The sequence below is a fragment of the Enterobacter cloacae complex sp. 382A5 genome (assembly GCF_050031095.1).
Classification (GTDB): domain Bacteria; phylum Pseudomonadota; class Gammaproteobacteria; order Enterobacterales; family Enterobacteriaceae; genus Enterobacter; species Enterobacter cloacae.
Window position 1 is genome coordinate 2,603,579 of sequence record NZ_JBLGVK010000001.1, and the last position, 20,398, is coordinate 2,623,976.

19 protein-coding genes and 2 tRNA genes are annotated in these 20,398 nt (G+C 51.0%); 9 read left to right on the forward strand and 12 right to left on the reverse strand.

The features are described from left to right. Positions 1-116 precede the first annotated feature (116 nt). Complete coding sequence (gene cls / locus ACQG2G_RS12295) at positions 117-1,577, forward strand: cardiolipin synthase (protein ID WP_020690926.1); 1,461 nt, start codon at positions 117-119, stop codon at positions 1,575-1,577. A 33-nt stretch (positions 1,578-1,610) separates the two neighbouring features. Further along, positions 1,611-1,940: an HI1450 family dsDNA-mimic protein gene (locus ACQG2G_RS12300; RefSeq protein ID WP_013096276.1), complete on the forward strand. Its 330-nt coding sequence runs from the start codon at positions 1,611-1,613 to the stop codon at positions 1,938-1,940. A gap of 29 nt (positions 1,941-1,969) precedes the next feature. Here ACQG2G_RS12300 and ACQG2G_RS12305 read toward each other — a convergent pair whose 3' ends face one another. From ACQG2G_RS12305 to ACQG2G_RS12335, 7 genes are all read right to left on the reverse strand, one after another. Next, on the reverse strand, positions 1,970-2,839 hold the full coding sequence (locus ACQG2G_RS12305) for an ion transporter (protein WP_061771736.1): 870 nt from the start codon (positions 2,837-2,839) through the stop codon (positions 1,970-1,972). A gap of 14 nt (positions 2,840-2,853) precedes the next feature. Then, entirely contained in the window at positions 2,854-3,858 is a 1,005-nt protein-coding gene (oppF, locus tag ACQG2G_RS12310; protein WP_020690924.1) for a murein tripeptide/oligopeptide ABC transporter ATP-binding protein OppF, read from the reverse strand. After that, complete coding sequence (locus tag ACQG2G_RS12315; RefSeq protein WP_013096273.1) at positions 3,855-4,868, reverse strand: ABC transporter ATP-binding protein; 1,014 nt, start codon at positions 4,866-4,868, stop codon at positions 3,855-3,857. The genes oppF and ACQG2G_RS12315 overlap by 4 nt, the downstream gene beginning before the upstream one ends. A gap of 11 nt (positions 4,869-4,879) precedes the next feature. Beyond that, positions 4,880-5,788: an oligopeptide ABC transporter permease OppC gene (gene oppC / locus ACQG2G_RS12320; protein WP_013096272.1), complete on the reverse strand. Its 909-nt coding sequence runs from the start codon at positions 5,786-5,788 to the stop codon at positions 4,880-4,882. 12 nt (positions 5,789-5,800) lie between these two features. Continuing rightward, a complete protein-coding gene (oppB, locus tag ACQG2G_RS12325; protein WP_369118589.1) occupies positions 5,801-6,721 on the reverse strand; it encodes an oligopeptide ABC transporter permease OppB in 921 nt (306 codons plus the stop codon). Positions 6,722-6,804: 83 nt separating this feature from the next. Further along, the gene (gene oppA, locus ACQG2G_RS12330) at positions 6,805-8,436 is read right to left on the reverse strand and encodes an oligopeptide ABC transporter substrate-binding protein OppA (protein WP_020690922.1); all 1,632 of its coding nucleotides are present in this window, start codon (positions 8,434-8,436) and stop codon (positions 6,805-6,807) included. A 771-nt stretch (positions 8,437-9,207) separates the two neighbouring features. Continuing rightward, a complete protein-coding gene (locus ACQG2G_RS12335; protein WP_038419826.1) occupies positions 9,208-9,855 on the reverse strand; it encodes a YchE family NAAT transporter in 648 nt (215 codons plus the stop codon). On the opposite strand from ACQG2G_RS12335, the gene ACQG2G_RS12340 reads away from it, so the two are divergent. Both ACQG2G_RS12340 and adhE read left to right on the forward strand, forming a co-directional pair. Then, a complete protein-coding gene (locus ACQG2G_RS12340; RefSeq protein ID WP_162185062.1) occupies positions 9,761-10,036 on the forward strand; it encodes a hypothetical protein in 276 nt (91 codons plus the stop codon). The genes ACQG2G_RS12335 and ACQG2G_RS12340 overlap by 95 nt on opposite strands. A gap of 297 nt (positions 10,037-10,333) precedes the next feature. Further along, a complete protein-coding gene (gene adhE, locus ACQG2G_RS12345) occupies positions 10,334-13,012 on the forward strand; it encodes a bifunctional acetaldehyde-CoA/alcohol dehydrogenase (RefSeq protein WP_013096268.1) in 2,679 nt (892 codons plus the stop codon). A 73-nt stretch (positions 13,013-13,085) separates the two neighbouring features. Here adhE and tdk read toward each other — a convergent pair whose 3' ends face one another. Continuing rightward, positions 13,086-13,700: a thymidine kinase gene (gene tdk, locus ACQG2G_RS12350; protein ID WP_013096267.1), complete on the reverse strand. Its 615-nt coding sequence runs from the start codon at positions 13,698-13,700 to the stop codon at positions 13,086-13,088. Positions 13,701-14,249: 549 nt separating this feature from the next. Here tdk and hns point away from each other — a divergent pair. Further along, a complete protein-coding gene (gene hns, locus ACQG2G_RS12355) occupies positions 14,250-14,663 on the forward strand; it encodes a histone-like nucleoid-structuring protein H-NS (protein WP_008502781.1) in 414 nt (137 codons plus the stop codon). 198 nt (positions 14,664-14,861) lie between these two features. Here the strand turns inward: hns and galU are convergent, their stop codons facing one another. The 3 genes from galU to rssA all read right to left on the reverse strand — a co-directional run bounded on the left by galU (position 14,862) and on the right by rssA (position 17,978). Next, positions 14,862-15,770 (reverse strand): UTP--glucose-1-phosphate uridylyltransferase GalU, encoded by a 909-nt coding sequence (gene galU, locus ACQG2G_RS12360; protein ID WP_029883446.1) that lies wholly within the window; start codon positions 15,768-15,770, stop codon positions 14,862-14,864. A gap of 200 nt (positions 15,771-15,970) precedes the next feature. After that, the gene (gene rssB, locus ACQG2G_RS12365) at positions 15,971-16,984 is read right to left on the reverse strand and encodes a two-component system response regulator RssB (RefSeq protein WP_013096265.1); all 1,014 of its coding nucleotides are present in this window, start codon (positions 16,982-16,984) and stop codon (positions 15,971-15,973) included. 91 nt (positions 16,985-17,075) lie between these two features. Continuing rightward, positions 17,076-17,978 carry a patatin-like phospholipase RssA gene (gene rssA, locus ACQG2G_RS12370; protein ID WP_047024087.1) on the reverse strand — a complete coding sequence of 301 codons (903 nt, stop codon included), beginning with the start codon at positions 17,976-17,978 and terminating at the stop codon, positions 17,076-17,078. A gap of 115 nt (positions 17,979-18,093) precedes the next feature. On the opposite strand from rssA, the gene ACQG2G_RS12375 reads away from it, so the two are divergent. From ACQG2G_RS12375 to ACQG2G_RS12390, 4 genes are all read left to right on the forward strand, one after another. Then, positions 18,094-18,552, forward strand: a complete 459-nt coding sequence (locus tag ACQG2G_RS12375; protein ID WP_029883447.1) for a YchJ family protein — start codon at positions 18,094-18,096, stop codon at positions 18,550-18,552. Between the two features lie 48 nt (positions 18,553-18,600). Continuing rightward, positions 18,601-19,443: a formyltetrahydrofolate deformylase gene (gene purU, locus ACQG2G_RS12380; RefSeq protein WP_013096262.1), complete on the forward strand. Its 843-nt coding sequence runs from the start codon at positions 18,601-18,603 to the stop codon at positions 19,441-19,443. Between the two features lie 156 nt (positions 19,444-19,599). After that, positions 19,600-19,684 (forward strand) — tRNA-Tyr (locus ACQG2G_RS12385). Between the two features lie 36 nt (positions 19,685-19,720). After that, a tRNA-Tyr gene (locus tag ACQG2G_RS12390) sits at positions 19,721-19,805 on the forward strand. Positions 19,806-19,888: 83 nt separating this feature from the next. Here ACQG2G_RS12390 and ACQG2G_RS12395 read toward each other — a convergent pair. Continuing rightward, positions 19,889-20,332: an Lrp/AsnC family transcriptional regulator gene (locus ACQG2G_RS12395; protein ID WP_061771980.1), complete on the reverse strand. Its 444-nt coding sequence runs from the start codon at positions 20,330-20,332 to the stop codon at positions 19,889-19,891. Positions 20,333-20,398 lie beyond the last annotated feature (66 nt).

The window sequence follows — 20,398 nt, forward strand, 5'->3', positions numbered from 1 at the left end:
CCATTATAAACCCAACCCTGCAGCAAACCAGCGCTTTTACCTGGCGTTTTTATTTGCCAGATGATTCCTGATGCGTACACTCATAACAATACGCTTTCAAAAGGATTTTTTTACCTATGACAACCTTCTACACCGTGGTGAGTTGGCTGGTCATTCTGGGATACTGGCTGTTAATCGCGGGTGTGACATTGCGCATCCTGATGAAGCGCAGAGCCGTACCCTCTGCCATGGCCTGGCTTCTTATAATTTATATCCTGCCGCTGGTAGGAATTATTGCCTATCTCTCTTTCGGTGAACTTCATCTGGGCAAGCGTCGTGCCGAGCGTGCCCGGGCCATGTGGCCTTCCACCGCCAAATGGCTGAGCGATCTCAAAGCCTGTAAACATATCTTCGCAGAGGAAAACAGCAGCGTTGCCTCCTCATTATTTAAACTGTGCGAACTCAGACAAGGTATTGGTGGGGTAAAAGGCAATCAGCTCCAGTTGCTGACCTCTTCTGATGACGTCATGCAGGCCTTGATCCGCGATATTCAACTGGCTCGTCACAATATCGAGATGGTGTTCTATATCTGGCAGCCCGGCGGGATGGCAGACCAGGTGGCGGAATCGCTGATGGCTGCCGCACGTCGTGGCATTCACTGCCGTCTGATGCTCGACTCCGCAGGCAGCGTCGCCTTTTTCCGTAGCCCCTGGGCAGGGATGATGCGTAATGCCGGCATCGAAGTGGTGGAGGCGTTAAAGGTCAATTTACTGCGCGTTTTCCTGCGCCGGATGGATCTTCGCCAGCACCGCAAGATGATCATGATCGACAACTATATTGCCTATACCGGCAGCATGAACATGGTTGACCCCCGCTTCTTCAAGCAGGACTCGGGTGTCGGCCAGTGGATTGACCTGATGGCAAGGATGGAAGGACCTATCGCCACCTCCATGGGGATTGTCTATTCCTGTGACTGGGAGATAGAAACCGGTAAGCGTATTCTCCCGCCGCCACCGGATGGCAATATCATGCCCTTTGAAGAGGCCAGCGGACATACCATCCATACCATTGCCTCCGGGCCGGGTTTCCCGGAGGATTTAATCCATCAGGCGCTACTGACCGCCACTTACGCGGCGCGTGAATATCTGATCATGACCACGCCCTACTTCGTTCCGAGCGATGACCTGCTGCACGCAATCTGCACCGCAGCACAGCGCGGTGTCGATGTCAGCATCATTCTGCCACGCAAAAATGACTCGCTTCTGGTGGGCTGGGCCAGCCGAGCGTTCTTTAGCGAACTGCTTGCCGCCGGTGTAAAAATCTACCAGTTTGAAGGCGGGCTCCTGCATACCAAAAGCGTCCTCGTGGACGGTGAGTTAAGTCTGGTGGGCACGGTAAACCTGGATATGCGCAGCCTGTGGTTAAACTTTGAAATCACGCTGGTCATTGATGATGCCGGATTCGGGGGTGACCTGGCGGCGGTACAGGACGATTATATCTCCCGTTCGCGCCTGCTGGATGCCCGGCTGTGGGTAAAACGTCCGCTGTGGCAGAGAATTGCTGAACGACTGTTTTACTTCTTTAGTCCGTTGCTGTAAAACGTGCCCAACGATGTTTAACAGGTAGTCATCATGGAAATGGATCTGAACAATCGCCTGACCGAAGACGAAACGCTCGAGCAGGCCTATGACATTTTTCTCGAACTGGCGGTTGATAACCTCGATCCCGCAGATGTGATCCTCTTTAATCTGCAGTTCGAAGAGCGCGGCGGTGCGGAGTTATTCGACCCTGCAGAAGACTGGGCTGAGCACGTGGATTACGATCTCAATCCTGACTTCTTTGCCGAAGTGGTGATTGGGCTGGCAGATGAAGATGGTGGCGAAATTAATGACATCTTCGCCCGCGTGCTGCTCTGCCGCGAGAAAGACCATAAGCTGTGCCATATCATCTGGCGCGAATAGTAAAAGGCTGCGGATGCAGCCTTTTTTGTTTAACCCGGTAGCGCACTCCCGCAACGGTTACAGAAGCGGGCGTTAAGCTCATGTTCAGCCTGGTGACAACCCGGACATTTTCGCTGCTGTTTGCGGCTCTGAAATGCGCTGCTCATATGGGTTGTGATAAGACCTGTCGGAATGGCAATCACCGAATACCCAATCAGAATCAGCACCGATGCGACGATACGTCCAAGCGGCGTATGCGGCGTGATATCCCCGTAGCCAACGGTCGTGACGGTGACAATGGCCCAATACACAGAGGCATTCAGCGTTGTGAAGCCATATTTTGGCCCTTCTATCAGGTACATCAACGCACCGAAAACAATCATGACGATCGCGATAAACGAGTAAAACAGAATGAGCTGATGCCGGGCACTGACTATTGCGCTCCAGAAGACCCGCAGAGACGGCATAAAACGCAGCAATTTCAGAATACGTAATACACGAATAACGCGCATCGCCCGCCATGCAAAGACATAGCTCATGCTAATCTCCGGCCACAACCACATGACGTAGAGCGGCAGGACGGTGGCTAAATCGATAAATCCCCAGAAGCTGAAAACATATCTCGCCGGGTTGGGCCAGCAGACAACCCGCAGCAGATATTCGGCAGTAAAGACCAGGGTAATAATCAGTTCGATCCAGACAAATATATGCCATTCATCATAGGTCAGGTGATACTGCGTCCCGGCTCCCGATTCAAAGAAAATAACCACCACGCTGATGAGTGCAAACAGCCCGCAGATCCCTTCGAAGCGGCGTCCGGATATCGTTTTAGGATCGAATAAAAAATGATAAAGCCGCCGACGGGCTGAGGTGAATAGACTCGACACGGTAACCTCGCAAAAAATAAGGGCTGACATCATGTCAGCCCTTGCGATTATAACGGGTCTACTTTCAGGCAGGAAACCGCATGTCGGAAACTGCCTTCCAGAACCGGTCGTGTTTTCGCACACTCCGGCCCGGCCAGTGGGCATCGCGTACGGAACACGCAGCCTGATGGCGGGTTAATCGGCGACGGCAATTCGCCTTCCAGCAGCTGGATGGTTTTATTTTTTTCCAGATCGGGATCGGGAATTGGCACCGCGGACATCAGCGCTTTGGTGTAGGGGTGCAGTGGATTGTGGTACACCTCATCATAGGTGCCCAGCTCCACGGCATGGCCCAGGTACATGACCAGTACGCGGTCAGAAATGTGCTTCACCACCGCCAGGTCGTGCGCAATGAAGATCAGCGACAGCCCCATCTCACGCTGCAGCTTCTGCAGCAGGTTAACCACCTGCGCCTGAATCGACACGTCCAGCGCGGAGACAGGCTCATCGCAGATGATCAGCTTCGGCTCAAGGATTAACGCGCGGGCAATACCGATACGCTGACACTGGCCGCCGGAGAATTCGTGCGGATAGCGGTTGATGAGGTTTGGCAGCAGCCCCACTTTCATCATCATCGCCTTAACACGATCGCGTACTTCCTGACGTGGCATCTTCGGATGATAGGTCCGCAGCGGCTCGGCAATGATTTCACCAATGGTCATACGCGGGTTTAAGGAGGCCAGCGGATCCTGGAATATCATCTGGATATCGCTGCGTACGTCGCGCCACTCTTCGGGCTTCATCCCCAGCAGATCTTTACCCAGCCATGCCACTTTACCGCCGGTCGCTTTCACCAGCCCGATAATGGCACGCGCAAAGGTCGATTTACCGCATCCGGACTCACCCACCACGCCCAGCGTTTCCCCTTCATACAGACGAAGCGTTACGCCATCCACAGCTTTCAGGGTCTTGGGCGGCTGCCAGAACCACTGTTTACCGTCTTTGATGTCGAAATGCACTTTAAGATCGGCAATTTCGAGCAGCACATTTCTTTTTTCATCTAATGCGTTCATACCAGTTCCTCCTGCGGCTTAAAGCAGGCGCGCAGACGGCCTGGTGCAAACTCTTCCAGCGGCGGAGCGCTGTTACAAATCTCCATCGCGTGCGGGCAGCGCGGCTGGAACGGGCAGCCTTTCGGCAGGCGCAGCAGGTTTGGCGGGTTGCCCGGAATGGTCAACAGGGATTCCCCTTCCGCATCAAGACGTGGCACCGCATTCAACAGGCCGATCGAGTACGGGTGCGCAGGCTGATAGAAAACATCGCGCGCTTTGCCATATTCCATCGTACGGCCGGCATACATTACCAGCACTTTGTCACAGATACCGGCAACCACGCCCAAATCGTGGGTGATCATGATAATCGCCGTGTTGAACTCACGCTTAAGCTCGTTCAGCAGAGTCATGATTTGCGCCTGGACGGTCACATCCAGCGCGGTGGTCGGTTCATCGGCAATCAGCAGTTTTGGACGACACAGCAGCGCCATGGCAATCATCACACGCTGACGCATACCGCCAGAGAACTCATGCGGGAACATGCGCATGCGCTTACGCGCCTCCGGCATTTTTACCGCATCAAGCATTTTAACGGACTCTTCAAAGGCTTCAGCTTTGCTCAACCCTTTGTGCAGCATCAGGACTTCCATCAGTTGCTCACCGACGCGCATGTACGGGTTCAACGAGGTCATCGGATCCTGGAAAATCATCGAAATCTGCTCGGCACGCAGCTTGTTCAGCTCGTGTTCAGGCAGGTTGAGGATCTCACGTCCGTTGAATTTGGCGGATCCGCCAATTACACCGTTTGCGGCCAGCAGTCCCATCAGCGCGAACGCCGTTTGAGATTTCCCGGAGCCGGATTCGCCCACGATACCCAGCGTTTCACCCGCTCGCAGGTTGAAGTTGAGATCGTTTACGGCGGTGACATCCCCGTCCGGTGTCTTAAAGGTGACGCGGAGATCGTTTACATCCAGCAGAAGGTCACTCCGCTGTTGCGCCTGTGGCGCAGTTGCCGTTTCAATAATTGTCATGACGGCGCTCCTTAACGGTCTTTCGGGTCGAGGGCATCACGCAGGCCATCGCCGATAAAGTTGAAACAGAACAGGGTCACGACCAGGAAACCCGCCGGGTATAACAGCAGCCACGGTGAAACTTCCATTGAGTTTGCGCCATCGCTCAACAGCGCGCCCCAGCTGCTCAGCGGCTCTTGCGTGCCCAGCCCAAGGAAGCTCAGGAAGGATTCAAACAGGATCATGCTTGGTACCAGCAGTGAGGCATACACCACCACCACGCCCAGCACGTTAGGAACAATGTGGCGGACAACGATATTCCCTGTTGATACACCACCCACCTGCGCCGCTTCGATAAACTCTTTGCGTTTAAGGCTCAGCGTCTGGCCACGTACGATACGCGCCATATCCAGCCAGGAAACCATGCCGATGGCCACGAAGATCAACAGGATGTTCTGGCCGAAGAAGGTTACCAGCAGGATCACGAAGAACATGAACGGGAAGGAGTTTAAAATCTCCAGCAGACGCATCATGACCGAGTCCACTTTCCCGCCGAGATAGCCGGAGAGCGAGCCGTAGAGCGTGCCGACGATCACGGCCACCAGCGCTGCTGCAATCCCCACCATCAATGAAATACGGCCCCCAATGGCGACGCGGACCAGCAGGTCACGGCCGGACGAGTCCGTACCAAAGTAGTGACCGGACTCCATATCCGGCGCACTGGACATCATGCCCCAGTCCGTATCGAAATAGGTGAATTGCGACAGCATCGGCGCCAGGGTCACAAACAGCGCGATCAGCACCAGAACAACCAGACTGGCGACCGCTGCGCGGTTATGCATAAAGCGACGGCGGGCGTCTTGCCAGAGGCTACGACCTTCGACTTCCAGTTTTTCACTGAAGTTTTCCAGCGCCTCGCTGTTTTTCTTACTCAACATCATGGCGTGCTCCAGTTAGTAACGGATTTTCGAGTCGATAACGGCATACAGCACATCGACAACAGCGTTAAAGAGAATGGTCAACGCACCCACGAGGATCGTCAGGCTCAGCACCAGAGAATAGTCGCGGTTGAGGGCACCGTTAACAAACAGCTGGCCAATACCCGGCAGACCGTAGATGGTTTCAATAACCATTGAACCGGTAATAATACCGACGAACGCCGGTCCCATGTACGAGAGCACAGGTAAAAGAGCCGGCTTGAGCGCATGGCGGAAGATAATCCGGCGCATCGGCAACCCTTTCGCGCGCGCGGTACGGATGAAGTTTGAATGTAACACTTCAATCATCGAACCACGGGTGATACGCGCGATACTGGCGATGTAAGCCAGAGAAAGCGCCACCATCGGTAAAATCATGAATTTCAGTGCCCCGCCGTTCCAGCCGCCGCCGGGCAGCCATTTCAGCGTGATGGCAAATATCATCACCAGTAACGGCGCGACAACGAAGCTGGGGATAACCACCCCGGTCATTGCGACCCCCATTACCGTATAATCCCATTTGGTATTTTGTTTAAGCGCGGCGATAACGCCTGCGGTGACCCCGAGAACCACGGCCAACAAGAATGCCGCAGCACCCAGTTTTGCCGATACCGGGAAGCTGGACGCCACCAGGTCGTTAACGGAATAGTCTTTATATTTGAATGACGGCCCGAAATCGCCATGCGCCAGTTGCTTCAGATAGTTGAAGTATTGCGTGGAGATAGGATCGTTTAAATGATATTTCGCTTCGATGTTCGCCATCACTTCAGGTGGCAGCGTACGTTCACCCGTGAATGGACTTCCCGGCGCGAGACGCATCATAAAGAAGGAAATTGTAATTAGAATAAATAACGTTGGTATCGCTTCTAAACAGCGACGCAGGATAAATTTCAACATTGCCCGTACCTTCTGGCGTGTGCCTGATGAATGTTACAAAGTAGACACAGTGGGGCAAGCCAGGCCCGCCCCACGTATTGCCATTAATGCTTGATAATATATAGATTCTTAACGGAAATATTATCCAACGGGTCTTTACCGGTATAGCCGCCAACCCATGGTTTCACCAGGCGGGCGTTCACGTAGTAGTAAACCGGTACAATTGCCGAGTCTTTATCGAGTTGTTGTTCTGCTTTGGCGTACAGGTCTGCGCGTTTTGCATCGTCAGTAACCTGCAGCGTTTCAGCGATAAGCTTATCGAATGCCGGGCTCTTATAGTGCGCCGTGTTGTTCGAGCTGTCGCTGAGCATGGTATTCAGGAAAGATGTCGGTTCATTATAGTCCGCACACCAGCCTGCACGCGCCACGTCAAAGGTGCCCTGATGACGGGTATCCAGGAAGGTTTTCCACTCCTGGTTTTCCAGCTTAACGTTCGCGCCCAGGTTTTTCTTCCAGATAGAGGCAACGGCAATCGCCAGTTTTTTATGCAGATCGGACGTGTTGTACAGCAGGTTAAACGTCAGCGGCTTATCTGCGGTATACCCCGCTTCGGCCAGCAGTTTTTTCGCTTCTTCGTTACGTTTTTCCTGTGACCACTTGAACCACTCAGGTTCAACCAGTTTCATGCCGTCGGTGTACGGTGGAGTGTAGCTGTAGGCTGGCAAATCGCCCTGGTTTTTCACTTTGTTCACGATGATATCGCGATCCAGTGCCAGCTTCAGCGCCGTACGGACACGTACGTCGGTGAACGGTGCTTTCTGGTTGTTAATTTCGTAGTAATAAGTACACAGGTATGGATCGACATGAACTTCTTTCGGGATCTCTTTCTTCAGTTTCTGGAACAGTTCAATCGGCATGTTGTTATAGGTCATGTCGATTTCACCGCTGCGGTAGCGGTTCACGTCAGTCACTTCAGAAGAGATTGGCAGGTAGGTCACCTGGTTAATCACGGTTTTGGCGTTATCCCAGTATTGCGGGTTACGCTCCAGAACCATACGTTCGTTGACCACCCAGTCTTTCAGTTTATAAGCACCGTTGGTCACAATATTGGCAGGCTGGGTCCATTTTTCACCGAATTTTTCCACTGCGGATTTCGGTACCGGGGAGACAGACGGGTGAACCAGCAGCTTATAGAAGTACGGAACAGGTTCGCTCAACGTCACTTCAAACGTGTTGGCATCAATCGCTTTTACACCCAGATCGGTGACCGGTTTTTTACCGGCGATGATGTCATCGATATTGGCGATATGGCCATATTGCAGATAGCTCGCATACGGAGAGGCGGTGTTTGGATTCGCCAGGCGCTGCCAGCTGTAAACGAAATCTTCGGCGGTAACCGGTGTACCGTCGGACCATTTAGCATCTTTGCGCAGATGGAAGGTCCAGACTTTAAAATCTTTGTTTTCCCACTTTTCGGCGACACCCGGCGCCGGGTGGCCTTCTACGTCAGTGACCAGCAGCCCTTCAAACAGGTCGCGGTTGACGTTTGACTCTGGCACGCCCTCAATTTTATGCGGATCAAGAGACTGGACTTCCGCCCCGTTGTTACGTACCAGCGTCTGCTTCTCAGCCAGCTGTACCCCTGCAGGCACGTCCGCAGCCATTGCAGCGTTGCCCGCGATTAGCGCAGTTAAAATCCCCGCCGCTACCAGATTTTTTTTTGTGATGATGGACATTGTGTTGGTACTCCACTCATTATAATTACTGGCCTTCGCCAGCTGTGTAATCCCCTGTTGGGGCCTGTACAGCGCAGGAGTTTTTTTTGCTGCTGTCAGGTTCTTTTTTTACTTCTTGCTATCACCGACTTCTTTATTACTGACCGCTCGTATGGCCGTCTTGCGTCGATTCTTTACACGTCTCCCCTGTCTGAGACATGTGTTGGATATTCGCGAAGATGACTATATGAAAATAATTCTCATCTTCTTGTTTTATGCTGCAAAATATTAGGCCGGAAAGTATCAAAAGGCGGAAACGCACGCCAATACATTTTGCAAATTTGTTAAGCAATTCTCTTTTACGAAGTGTACTAAATCGTTGAGGGCAGCCCTGTCAGACATGAAAGGACAAGAAAAATCTTTTCATTCAAAGAGATAAAAAAATCAGTCTCTCTGCGCGCGTCGCTGCGCTACCATCACGTCATTTTGTACAAAAATTTAACAACTGATTATTATTTAGCACATTCCTCTAAGGGAACGTTGAATTTACTAATATCATTTCGGTTATCACTCAGCAAGCCCCAGAGTATCGTGTGAGTAAAATAACAGAATGATCGCAGGTTTTCTGTGCAGGCAGGAAACGGTGGGATTAATAACTCGTTGAAATATAAGAATTGAACATTATTAGTAGAATTTATTATGACATGTAAGCATTTCAACTTTATTTATATGATTTGCTGATATTCACGTAAAAAAAACGGAGCCGTTGGCTCCGTTCTTTCATATGAAACTTCAGTGCAATAAGCCGGGGAAAATGCTTTTGATGCCGGTCACAATGAATTCGATGCCCAGGGCCATCAATAGCAGCCCCATAATACGGGTAATGACGTTGATGCCTGTCTGCCCAAGCAGACGCACCAGCCAGGGTGCCATGCGGAAAACGCCCCAACAACAAAGCGCAAAAATGGCAATGGCGACAGAAAAGCCAATCAGATGCACCCAGTTGTGGTAGCGCGTACCCCAGACAATCGTCGAGCTAATAGCGCCGGGACCGGCCATCAGCGGTAACGCCAGCGGCACTACGCCTATGCTCTCGCGAATGGCGGTTTCTGATTTTTCCTGCTTGTTCTGTTTGTCTTCCCCCAACTTCCCGCTGATCATCGACATAGCGATGGTGACCACCAGGATCCCACCCGCAATACGGAAAGAATCAATCGAGATACCGAACACCTGAAGAATGGCATCCCCAAGGTAAAGGGAGGTCAGGAGAATAATCGCCACTGACAGGTTAGCGGTAAGATTGGTTTTGTTTCTTGCCGCCGCCGTCTGGTAACTGGTCATACTAATGAAGACAGGAATGATCCCCACCGGGTTGACCAATGCAAACAAACCAATAAAAAACTTAAAATATGTAGGAAAATCAAAGAGCGATAAGATCACATTTTGCTCCGCTTATGCGTATGCCCCGGGGCTGACAACTGTCAGTGAAAATCGCGCTGAAGATACGCTTTTTATCAGCATACTTCACCAGAAATCTGTGCCAAAACGTTATCAATTCATGATGTTAAATATTTGTATAAGCAATGATAGCGCCACTTCCAATAGTTACTTAATTATTTAACACTGGAATAATCTCAAAGAAATAACCCTGCTGAAAGGTATCAGCTTGGGGGAAAATTGACGCAGATCATGATTTTCGTACTCAGAAGTGAGTAATCTTGATTACGTCCCCAGGGAGATGACCTGCCAAAAAAGGATGATGCTAAGGTAAGGCTCTTTTAGTAAATTAGTGGGCTGGTGCAGGAAGTAACCCATTGTTTTACTGTGTGTTACGCAAGTCGTATTGGCTCTGTCTATACTGTCTGACGTATCGAGCGCTGGTTTACTAAAAGAGTTTAAACATTATCAGGAGAGCATTATGGCTGTTACTAATATCGCTGAACTGAACGCCCTCGTCGAGCGCGTTAAAAAAGCCCAGCGTGAATATGCCAATTTCACCCAAGAACAGGTTGATAAAATCTTCCGCGCGGCCGCTCTGGCTGCTGCAGATGCTCGAATCCCTCTCGCTAAAATGGCCGTTGCCGAATCCGGCATGGGTATCGTTGAAGATAAAGTGATCAAAAACCACTTCGCTTCAGAGTATATCTACAACGCCTATAAAGATGAGAAAACCTGTGGCGTGCTGTCTGAAGACGACACTTTCGGTACTATCACCATTGCAGAACCTATCGGCATTATTTGCGGTATCGTTCCAACCACCAACCCAACGTCTACCGCTATCTTCAAATCTCTGATCAGCCTGAAGACCCGTAACGCAATCATCTTCTCCCCGCACCCACGTGCAAAAGATGCGACCAACAAAGCCGCTGACATCGTTCTGCAGGCTGCGATTGCTGCCGGTGCCCCTAAAGACCTGATCGGCTGGATCGACCAACCGTCCGTTGAGCTTTCTAACGCGCTGATGCACCACCCGGACATTAACCTGATCCTGGCGACCGGTGGTCCAGGCATGGTTAAAGCGGCATACAGTTCCGGTAAACCTGCTATCGGCGTAGGCGCGGGTAATACCCCAGTGGTTATTGATGAAACGGCCGATATCAAACGTGCTGTTGCGTCCGTGCTGATGTCCAAAACCTTCGACAACGGTGTTATCTGTGCTTCTGAACAGTCTGTTGTTGTTGTTGATTCCGTTTATGATGCTGTTCGCGAACGTTTCGCCAGCCACGGCGGCTACCTGCTGCAGGGCAAAGAGCTGAAAGCGGTTCAGGATATCATTCTGAAAAATGGCGCGCTGAACGCGGCTATCGTGGGTCAGCCAGCGTATAAAATCGCTGAACTGGCAGGCTTCACTGTTCCGGCAACCACCAAAATTCTGATTGGTGAAGTTAAAGTTGTCGACGAAAGCGAACCATTCGCTCACGAAAAACTGTCCCCTACTCTGGCGATGTACCGCGCCAAAGATTTCGAAGACGCGGTAGAGAAAGCAGAGAAACTGGTTGCGATGGGTGGTATCGGCCACACCTCTTGCCTGTACACTGACCAGGATAACCAGCCAGAACGTGTTGCTCACTTTGGTCAGATGATGAAAACTGCACGTATCCTGATCAACACCCCGGCTTCTCAGGGTGGTATCGGCGACCTGTACAACTTCAAACTCGCACCTTCCCTGACTCTGGGTTGTGGTTCCTGGGGTGGTAACTCCATCTCTGAAAACGTTGGTCCAAAACATCTGATCAACAAGAAAACCGTTGCTAAGCGAGCTGAAAACATGTTGTGGCACAAACTTCCGAAATCTATCTACTTCCGCCGTGGTTCTCTGCCTATCGCGCTGGATGAAGTGATTACTGATGGCCACAAACGTGCGCTCATCGTGACTGACCGTTTCCTGTTCAACAACGGTTACGCTGACCAGATCACCTCTGTTCTGAAAGCCGCTGGCGTAGAAACTGAAGTGTTCTTTGAAGTTGAAGCTGACCCAACCCTGAGCGTTGTGCGTAAAGGTGCGGAGCTGGCTAACTCCTTCAAACCAGATGTGATTATCGCACTGGGTGGTGGTTCCCCAATGGACGCCGCGAAAATCATGTGGGTAATGTACGAGCATCCAGAAACCCACTTCGAAGAACTGGCGCTGCGCTTTATGGACATCCGTAAACGTATCTACAAGTTCCCGAAAATGGGCGTAAAAGCGAAGATGATCGCCGTTACCACCACTTCCGGTACAGGTTCTGAAGTTACGCCGTTCGCAGTGGTCACTGATGACGCAACGGGTCAGAAATACCCACTGGCTGACTACGCGCTGACCCCGGATATGGCCATCGTTGATGCCAACCTGGTGATGGATATGCCGAAATCACTGTGTGCATTCGGTGGTCTGGACGCTGTGACTCACGCCCTGGAAGCCTATGTTTCCGTACTGGCTTCTGAGTTCTCTGATGGTCAGGCTCTGCAGGCGCTGAAACTGCTGAAAGAAAACCTGCCAGCGTCTTACAACGAAGGGTCTAAAAACCCGGTTGCCCGTGAGCGTGTCCACAGTGCAGCAACCATCGCCGGTATCGCGTTTGCTAACGCCTTCCTCGGGGTTTGCCACTCCATGGCTCACAAACTGGGTTCTCAGTTCCACATTCCTCACGGTCTGGCGAACGCCCTGTTGATCAGCAACGTTATCCGTTATAACGCGAATGACAACCCAACCAAGCAGACTGCTTTCAGCCAGTACGACCGTCCGCAAGCACGTCGTCGTTACGCTGAAATCGCAGACCACCTGGGTCTGAGCGCACCGGGCGACCGTACTGCTGCGAAGATCGAGAAACTGCTGGCATGGCTGGAAAGCCTGAAGGCTGAACTGGGCATTCCTAAATCTATCCGCGAAGCGGGTGTTCAGGAAGCTGACTTCCTGGCACACGTTGATAAGCTGTCTGAAGATGCATTCGATGACCAGTGTACTGGTGCGAACCCGCGCTACCCACTGATCTCCGAGCTGAAACAGATCCTGCTGGATACATTCTACGGACGTGAGTTCAAAGAAGGTGACGTCGCTGCTGTGAAAACAGAAGCACCCGTCATTAAAGCTGACAAAAAAGCGAAGAAAAGCGCTTAATTGACCGCTGTTAAAAAACCCGCCTCTGGCGGGTTTTTTTATGTCTGAAGATCAGGCTTTGAGTTCTTTGAAACTACTTCCGGTTATCGTGCTGAATCGCCGTCAGGGAGCCCACAGACAACGCCTCTTTATAATGCTTACGACAGACCGACACATAGCGTTCATTGCCCCCTATCACCACCTGCTCACCGTCTGCATAGGGTTTACCAGACTGATCAAGACGAAGCACCATACTGGCTTTACGGCCGCAAAAACAGATGGTTTTCAGTTCGACCAGTTTATCGGACCAGGCAAGCAAATACTGGCTACCGGCAAATAGCTCCCCGCGAAAGTCCGTGCGCAAACCATAGCAGAGAACGGGAATATCAAGTTCATCTACGACCTCTGAAAGCGCATGCACCTGTTCACGCGTCAGGAACTGGCTTTCATCGACCAGAACGCAATGAATGGGCTGGGAAGTATGCTCGGCACGGATATCCTGCAACAGGTCCGTTTGTGGGTTAAACAGTCTGGCCGGAGACGAGAGACCAATTCTTGAACTCACCTTACCTGCACCGAAGCGATCGTCGATTTCAGCGGTGTAAACAACGGTGCGCATCCCTCGTTCCTGATAATTGTAAGAGGATTGCAGTAACGCCGTGGATTTTCCGGCATTCATTGCCGAATAGTAGAAATAAAGTTGTGCCATTGGCCGTCAAACCCTAATCAATGTGTAATATTCCCAATGATTCATTGTACCATATTTTGTCTGGTCATCAGCGATACACCACACAGAGTATGGGGTTCAAGCCGCTGTTAACCACGAGATGCACAGGAAAATAATGCGATAAAACAGGAGGTAAACGGATTCAGCATGCTCTATATGTCGCGAACCCACTAAACATAACACTTCTTTTTATACTGGAATCCACGTTCATTAAAATTCACTATTTATTAACTATTTTTGCCCTGGCAACGCTGGCAGAAACTAATACAAAAGGCTGATATTTATCCGCCGCAACTATAATTCCTGCGGTAAATGTCACAAAAAAAAGATGCAACCGAACGGGTTAAGCAGGTAAGCGTGATAACAAGCGAGCCTGTGTGGGTATGAAATTTAAGTTAGCGTAATTAATAATAGCGCCCATTATTCCGTATTTTTTGAATTCCTTACATTCCCACCTATTGCACAACTGAATTTATCGCTCTATTATTAGGACAACAAACCACCCCCCATTATAAGTTTGAGATTACTACAATGAGCGAAGCACTTAAAATTCTGAACAACATCCGTACTCTTCGTGCGCAGGCAAGAGAATGCACCCTGGAAACGCTTGAAGAAATGCTGGAAAAATTAGAAGTTGTAGTTAATGAACGTCGCGAAGAAGAAAGCGCTGCTGCTGCTGAAATCGAAGAGCGTACGCGTAAACTGCAGCAATATCGTGAAATGCTGATTGCTGATGGTATCGATCCAAATGAATTGCTGAACAGCATGGCTGCAGCGAAGACCGGTACTAAAGCAAAACGCGCTGCTCGTCCTGCTAAATATAGCTATGTCGACGAGAACGGCGAAACTAAAACCTGGACTGGCCAGGGTCGTACACCTGCTGTTATCAAAAAAGCCATGGATGAGCAAGGTAAACAGCTGGACGACTTCCTGATCAAGGATTAATCCTAACGTATTCAGAAAAATCCCGCTTAATGCGGGATTTTTTTATCCTCAATTCCTGCAAACATCCCCTTACATGCCGTCATATTGGGACATCGTACTATTTAACGTTCCTTACAGACCGGCGTGGTTACCCTGAGTTGTGGGCATAAAAAAACCGGTGGGCATCGCCTCACCGGTCTTGATCATTTGCAGACGGGGTTATTTTTTAATACCCACGCTCTCTTTCAGCCAGGCTTTAAATTCTTCACCCAGTGAATTGTGGCGGATGCCATATTCCACGAATGCCTGCATATAACCGAGTTTATTACCGCAGTCGTGGCTCTTACCTTTCATATGGTAGGCTTCAACGGTCTCTTTCTCGATCAGCATATCGATGGCATCGGTCAGCTGGATCTCATCTCCTGCTCCTGGAGGCGTTTTCGCCAGCAGTGGCCAGATTTCAGCACTCAGGACATAGCGACCTACTACCGCCAGATTAGACGGCGCTACGTCGGCTTTAGGCTTCTCTACGACGCCTACCATTGGCACGCTTTCACCGGGTTCAAGATTAACGCCTTTACAGTCAACAACACCGTAAGCCGTCACGTCTTCAACAGGTTCAACCATAATCTGGCTGCTACCCGTTTCGTCAAAGCGCTTGATCATCTCAGCAAGGTTATCCTGAGACAGATCGGATTCATATTCGTCCAGAATGACGTCTGGCAGAATGACCGCAACAGGTTCATTACCCACAACAGGATATGCACAAAGTACCGCGTGGCCCAGACCTTTCGCCAGCCCCTGACGCACCTGCATAATGGTAACGTGCGGAGGGCAAATAGACTGAACTTCTTCTAACAGCTGACGCTTAACGCGTTTTTCCAGCATGGCTTCGAGTTCGAAACTGGTATCGAAATGGTTTTCGATAGAGTTTTTAGATGAATGTGTAACCAGCACAATTTCAGTGATGCCGGCCGCGATACATTCGTTTACGACATACTGAATTAATGGCTTATCAACCAGTGGCAACATCTCTTTAGGAATTGCCTTAGTTGCTGGTAACATCCTGGTCCCCAATCCCGCTACCGGGATGACGGCCTTTCTGACTTTCGAATTTAGGGCAGCCATTCAAATTCTCCTGAGCTGTTCAAGTTTTGAACTTTTATGCATTAAATAACGCGTTGAGTATATCAGCCTCATCACACAGTCCGGGTCTGAAAAGAACGCGTTGCCGATCAATTAGGATAAATACGCATGAAACTGGGCAGCGATAGTAGCACTCCCCACAAAACACAGGTAAGGCAATCTTAAAATTAAGATCCAACTGCTTATTCCGTGGACAACATTAACCGCAACCGCCCCCCGGCGCCCCAAATTTGGCACTGCCAGGAAGAACAGCGATGGCTAATTTGATTAAGATAAGCCGTACCCAATGTACCCAGCGGCACACCGTTGCTAACCTGAATATGATGTTCCCCGGTATTCAGAGAGGCGTTCAGACCCGCTGAAACGAGGATAAGATTTTTCAATCCACTATGGTAATAGCCAACCAGCAATGGAAATTGTCCTGGTAAATTGGCCTGGCGAAAAAGCTGGTTAACCTGTTTAAGTAAACTGCCTAACTCCGGAAGCCGTTGCCCCTGATGCGATAACTGTTCCTGCAACAGCCCGTTAAATAGCGCACGAAGTAATAACGCTGCTAATACACCATTATCCCCTGCACGGGTAACATCCAGGGAATAAAACGCAAGATCGGAATCCGATAATGGCGCAATATCCAGCACCAGACCGGGCTGATCCGCGGCAACAAGCTGGCGATAATTTATTCGACAGTGTGAAAAGGTCTGTTGTACCGGCGGCTGAAGTTCCTGCAATAGCTTGGCCGCGGCAGGCGGATTACTGACTAAAGCATCCCAGTCCTGGAAAAGGCGCTCTTCTTCCTCGACGCGGGAATTAAACATATTCGGATAAAGGCAGGCCAATACCGTTTCACGCAAACGGTTCAGATCTTTTACTGGTTTCAGCAGAATATCCTGCACCCCCAGACGCAATGCTTTGGCAATATCCGCCATATTTTCCGTCGCGGAGATCACCAGTATGGGCGTCTGGTTGCCCTCATTACGCAGATGTTCAACCAACTTCAGGCCATTCATCCGTGGCATTGCGATATCACAGATCATCAGGTCGGGCGTGATACTGACCATTTTTTCCAGGGCATCAACACCATCTTCAGCCAGGGCAGTGGTTGCCCCCAGCGAGGATAACCACGAATCCAGTAGCGATCGGAAAACGGGCTCGTCTTCAACAATCAAAATGTGTTTTCCGGCCAATGGCTGCGTCATGGTTCCTCCCCTGGCTGACAGTTACTAAATAGTGGCATGCTATCGGCACTATCGCCTGTCAGATTTTGCTGAAGTAGTCAAAAAAAGGTGCTCAACGTGCGGTTCGCACAAATGGCAATAATTCGTCCATTTTCTTTTCGACGGCTAAAGAGCCCGCTGCGATGGCGGCCTCAGCCCGATGGAAATCAAGGGTAGAGATTTGTGGACAATAGGGTTGAATCAGAATATCCGGTGGGTCGCCCGCCATACGGTTACGTTTCAGGCGGTTTTCCAGCACCTGGATTGAGGTGGTCATAATCTCCATTGCCGTGGGTGCAGCGACTGAGCGGCGCGCGGCTATCCGACCAATTCGCCCACGTAAGCGCTCATGCCAGGCCAGTTTTTCCGCCTCGGCATCTTCGCTTTGCAAATTGACCGGCATGAGGTCTTGCTGCATCAGGTGAGCGTCGTGTTGTAAATCGACCGCGATCACGATGTCAGCCCCCATTGCGCGCGTCAAAGAGATTGGCACGGGGTTAACGACTCCGCCATCAACAAGCCAGTACCCATTATGCGGGACAGGAGCCATAAGGCCCGGCATACTGCAGGAGGCGCGAACAGCAAGGTGGATATCCCCTTCGGTCAGCCACAGCTCACGTCCCGTACTGAGATTCGTCGCCACGGCACCAAATGGCAGCTGACAATCGCTGAAGTCCTGAAGAGGCATAATCTGACGGAACTGATTAAAGACGCGTTCACCGCGAAGCAACCCACCGCGCTGCCACGAAAGGTCCATCAGGCGCAGCACGTCCCAGTAACTGAAGGATCGCACCCACGTTTCAAGTTCGGGCAATTTGCCGCACGCATAGGCGGAACCTACCAGCGATCCAATCGAACATCCTGCAACAATATCGACATCGACGCCCATCTGGTTTAAGGCATTTATCACGCCGATGTGTGACCATCCGCGGGCTGCACCTGAGCCCAGCGCCAGTCCAATTTTAACCTTTCTCATTAGCCCTGTTTTACTTCCCCTGGATTCCCGACATAGCGTCAACGCAACAGCTCAGTTAACATGGTGCTACCCGAAGCGTTTTACGCCCTTAATTTTTTGTTCCAGGAAGAGAATCGTGTCTCAACTCTGCCCCTGTGGTAGCGCTCTGGAGTATAGCCTATGTTGCCAGCGATATCTTTCTGGCGATCAGGTTGCACCAGACCCATCACACCTTATGCGTTCACGGTATACCGCTTTTGTGATCAAAGACGCAGACTACCTGATTAAAACCTGGCACCCCTCATGCCAGGCCGCCAGTTTCAAACAGGAGATCGAAGCCGGGTTCGCCAATACCCAGTGGCTCGGTCTTACCGTTTATGAATCCGCACCCGGTAGTCACGAAAATGAAGGTTACGTCAGCTTTGTTGCCCGATTTACTGAACACAATAAACCGGGTGCCATTATCGAACGTTCCCGGTTCTTAAAGGAAAGCGGGCAATGGTATTATATTGACGGAACGCGCCCGCAGTTTGGTCGTAACGATCCCTGCCCTTGTGGTTCTGGTAAAAAATTTAAAAAGTGTTGCGGGCAGTAACGCCCGACAACCGAGACTTCGCAAATACTCAAACAGGATTTCCCGGCGATGCAATCACTACAACGTAAAGTTCTGCGCACCATCTGTCCCGATCAAAAAGGGCTGATCGCACGAATTACCAACATCTGTTACAAACATGAATTGAATATCGTGCAGAACAACGAATTCGTTGACCACCGTACCGGTCGTTTCTTCATGCGTACCGAACTGGAAGGTATTTTCAACGACACCACTCTGCTTGCCGATCTGGATAGCGCGCTGCCGGAAGGTTCCGTACGCGAGCTGACGCCAGCGGGCCGTCGTCGCATCGTGATTCTGGTGACCAAAGAAGCCCACTGCCTGGGCGATTTGCTGATGAAAGCAAACTACGGCGGTCTGGATGTCGAAATCGCCGCCGTTATCGGTAACCACGAGACGCTGCGTACGCTGGTAGAGCGTTTTGATATTCCGTTCGAGCTGGTGAGCCATGAAGGCCATACGCGTGAAGAGCACGACAACCTGATGGCTGAGGCTATTGAAGCGCACAACCCGGACTACGTTGTCCTGGCGAAATACATGCGCGTGTTGACGCCCTCCTTCGTGGCGCGTTTCCCGAACAAAATTATCAACATTCACCACTCCTTCCTGCCCGCCTTTATTGGCGCACGCCCCTACCATCAAGCCTATGAACGCGGCGTGAAGATCATCGGCGCAACGGCGCATTACGTAAATGACAATCTGGATGAAGGCCCAATCATCATGCAGGACGTGATTCATGTGGATCACACCTACACGGCGGAAGACATGATGCGTGCCGGGCGCGATGTTGAGAAGAACGTTCTGAGCCGCGCACTCTATCAGGTGCTGGCGCAGCGCGTATTCGTTTACGGTAACAGAACGATCATTCTTTAATCGACAGTGAAATGAATTGGTTAGCTTTACAGCTTTGCGGGTAAAAATCAGGCAACCAGTTTATTTTTCTTGTGGTAACGCTTTACAGGGGCGTGTCATTTGATATGATGCGCCCCGCTTCCAGCAGGAAGCAGGCCAGTAGAAGCATTACCCCGTGGTGGGGTTCCCGAGCGGCCAAAGGGAGCAGACTGTAAATCTGCCGTCATCGACTTCGAAGGTTCGAATCCTTCCCCCACCACCATCTCTCAGCACGACCTCAAAAATTTGAATTACCCCTGGTGGGGTTCCCGAGCGGCCAAAGGGAGCAGACTGTAAATCTGCCGTCATCGACTTCGAAGGTTCGAATCCTTCCCCCACCACCATTACTTCCAAAAATCATAAAAAACCAAACCGAGCACACTTTCGTAGGCCGGGTAAGGCGTAGCCGCCACCCGGCGACAGACGTTTACATCGGCGGCAAGCGTCGCTTCACCGGTGAGCTCTTCACAATCGACGTATTACACTGGGCATGCTCCGCCAGCCCGTCCAGCAACACATCCAGTTGCTCAATTGACCGCACCACCAGCCGGATGACAAAACAGTCTTCACCGGTCACTTTGTCGCTTTCAATGCACTCCGGCATCGCCTGGATGTATTTGTCCACTTTATGTAACAGTCCAGGCAACGGGCGAACCCGCACCAGCGCCTGTAGCGTATAACCTAACGCCGCCAGATTGACCCGGGCACCGTAACCCAGAATCACTCCACGCTCTTCCAGCCTTTTCAGGCGTTCTGCGGTGCTGGGCGAAGTCAGACCAACACGACCGCTGAGCACCTTCAGCGACATACGCGCATCGTCGACCAGACAAGCCAAAATTTGCCGATCGATATCATCGAGAAGGTATTCCATCGTTTTCACCTAATTTTAAAAAGTCATTCGCGTATTTAACCTTATCTCAACCCTGTAAAACCCGAC

Excerpts from the sequence above, each read along its gene's own strand:
- cls (WP_020690926.1), top strand. The coding sequence starts at position 117 with ATGACAACCTTCTACACCGTGGTGAGTTGGCTGGTCATTCTGGGATAC.
- ACQG2G_RS12300 (WP_013096276.1), top strand. The coding sequence starts at position 1,611 with ATGGAAATGGATCTGAACAATCGCCTGACCGAAGACGAAACGCTCGAG.
- ACQG2G_RS12305 (WP_061771736.1), bottom strand. The coding sequence starts at position 2,839 with ATGATGTCAGCCCTTATTTTTTGCGAGGTTACCGTGTCGAGTCTATTC.
- oppF (WP_020690924.1), bottom strand. The coding sequence starts at position 3,858 with ATGAACGCATTAGATGAAAAAAGAAATGTGCTGCTCGAAATTGCCGAT.
- ACQG2G_RS12315 (WP_013096273.1), bottom strand. The coding sequence starts at position 4,868 with ATGACAATTATTGAAACGGCAACTGCGCCACAGGCGCAACAGCGGAGT.
- oppC (WP_013096272.1), bottom strand. The coding sequence starts at position 5,788 with ATGATGTTGAGTAAGAAAAACAGCGAGGCGCTGGAAAACTTCAGTGAA.
- oppB (WP_369118589.1), bottom strand. The coding sequence starts at position 6,721 with ATGTTGAAATTTATCCTGCGTCGCTGTTTAGAAGCGATACCAACGTTA.
- oppA (WP_020690922.1), bottom strand. The coding sequence starts at position 8,436 with ATGTCCATCATCACAAAAAAAAATCTGGTAGCGGCGGGGATTTTAACT.
- ACQG2G_RS12340 (WP_162185062.1), top strand. The coding sequence starts at position 9,761 with ATGAAGACAGGAATGATCCCCACCGGGTTGACCAATGCAAACAAACCA.
- adhE (WP_013096268.1), top strand. The coding sequence starts at position 10,334 with ATGGCTGTTACTAATATCGCTGAACTGAACGCCCTCGTCGAGCGCGTT.
- tdk (WP_013096267.1), bottom strand. The coding sequence starts at position 13,700 with ATGGCACAACTTTATTTCTACTATTCGGCAATGAATGCCGGAAAATCC.
- hns (WP_008502781.1), top strand. The coding sequence starts at position 14,250 with ATGAGCGAAGCACTTAAAATTCTGAACAACATCCGTACTCTTCGTGCG.
- galU (WP_029883446.1), bottom strand. The coding sequence starts at position 15,770 with ATGGCTGCCCTAAATTCGAAAGTCAGAAAGGCCGTCATCCCGGTAGCG.
- rssB (WP_013096265.1), bottom strand. The coding sequence starts at position 16,984 with ATGACGCAGCCATTGGCCGGAAAACACATTTTGATTGTTGAAGACGAG.
- rssA (WP_047024087.1), bottom strand. The coding sequence starts at position 17,978 with ATGAGAAAGGTTAAAATTGGACTGGCGCTGGGCTCAGGTGCAGCCCGC.
- purU (WP_013096262.1), top strand. The coding sequence starts at position 18,601 with ATGCAATCACTACAACGTAAAGTTCTGCGCACCATCTGTCCCGATCAA.
- ACQG2G_RS12395 (WP_061771980.1), bottom strand. The coding sequence starts at position 20,332 with ATGGAATACCTTCTCGATGATATCGATCGGCAAATTTTGGCTTGTCTG.